The 1,379-nt window shown below is 57.7% G+C and carries 1 protein-coding gene; it reads right to left on the reverse strand.

Annotation, left to right across the window (positions count from 1 at the left end; translation table 11 throughout):
- Window positions 1–1,302 (reverse strand): transposase (locus tag ACM6IK_RS22660; RefSeq protein ID WP_414876086.1); only part of this gene is annotated, 1,302 nt, incomplete at its 3' end.
- Window positions 1,303–1,379 lie beyond the last annotated feature (77 nt).

Genomic DNA, 1,379 nt, shown 5'->3' on the forward strand with positions numbered 1-1,379 from the left:
CGTGAACTCATCGGACGCACCACTCATGCCACGTAGTCGCAAGCGATCCAGTTTCAGGATGCGCTTGAGGTGGGCAAACAACATTTCGACCTTCTTACGTTCGTGGCGAGAGCGCTGATACGCCGGCGTCGCCGCGATGCGTCGAGCCATATCACGAGCGGCTTCATGGACGCTGCGAGCAATCTTGCGAATCGAAGTGTTCGGGCAGCACTTGGCTTTCATCGGACATGTCGCGCAGTCGGTCTGCCGGGATCGGAAGATGATGGTGTTGGCTTTGGTGACGTGCGAACGCTCGTTCTTGAAGGCTCGCCATTCGCTGCGCAATACGTTTCCGGCCGGGCAGCGGTATTCCTCAGCCTCTTCATTCCAGTGGAAATCGTTACTCGAAAAGCTGTCGTTCTTGCGCTCGGTTTTGTCCCACACTGGCACATGCGGTTCGATGTCTTTGTCCTCCACCATCCAGGCCAGCATCGGCGCTGTGCCGTAAGCGGTGTCGCCAATGAGGCGCTCTGGCTTGATGTCGAACTGCGCTTCGACCCGATCGATCATCGTCTTGGTGCTCTCGACTTCTGCGGTGCGATGAGCCGGTGTGGGTTCCACATCCATGATCACGCCGTGCTCGGTATCGATCAGATAATTCGTGGAGTAAGCGTAGAAAGCGGGGCCGCCTGGAGCCGCGGTCCAGCGAGCCTGAGGATCCGTCAGCGACAGGCGCTTCGGTAGCGTTTCGGCCAAAGCCTCTTCATCGAGGCCTTCAAGGTACTCACGCACGGCGCGGGTGCTCAGGGCCGGATCGCTCCAGTTGATCGGCTCATCACCCGGTACGCCGCGCTGCCGACTCGCATCCGCTTTGATGATGCTGGCGTCCACGGCAAAACCTTCGCCCTTGACCAGGCCTGCCTCCATGCAGCGACGCAGCACTTCATTGAACAACCAGCGAAACAGCTCACTGTCCCGAAAGCGGCCGTGTCGATTTTTGGAAAAGGTCGAGTGGTTGGGGACTTCGTCTTCAAGGCTCAACCGGCAGAACCAGCGATACGCCAGGTTCAAATGGGCCTCTTCGCACAACCGCCGCTCGGAGCGAATGCCGTAGCAATAGCCCACGATCAGCATGCGAATCATCAGTTCAGGGTCAATCGACGGACGCCCGATCGGGCTATAAAAATCGGCGAGGTAATGGCGCAGGTCGCTCAGATCGAGACATCGATCAATGCTGCGCAGAAGGTGATTGGCTGGAATGTGATCTTCAAGGTTGAACGAGTAAAACAGCCGATCCTGCCCACTCGATAACTGTCCCATCATGCTGCGTGCTTCCCTGCTGGCCAATGCAGATATTTTGCCGCAGGCCAGATAGGGGAGCTACTTTTTCAACAGAATCG

This window comes from Pseudomonas sp. IT-196MI5 (genome assembly GCF_949767415.1).
GTDB lineage: Bacteria > Pseudomonadota > Gammaproteobacteria > Pseudomonadales > Pseudomonadaceae > Aquipseudomonas.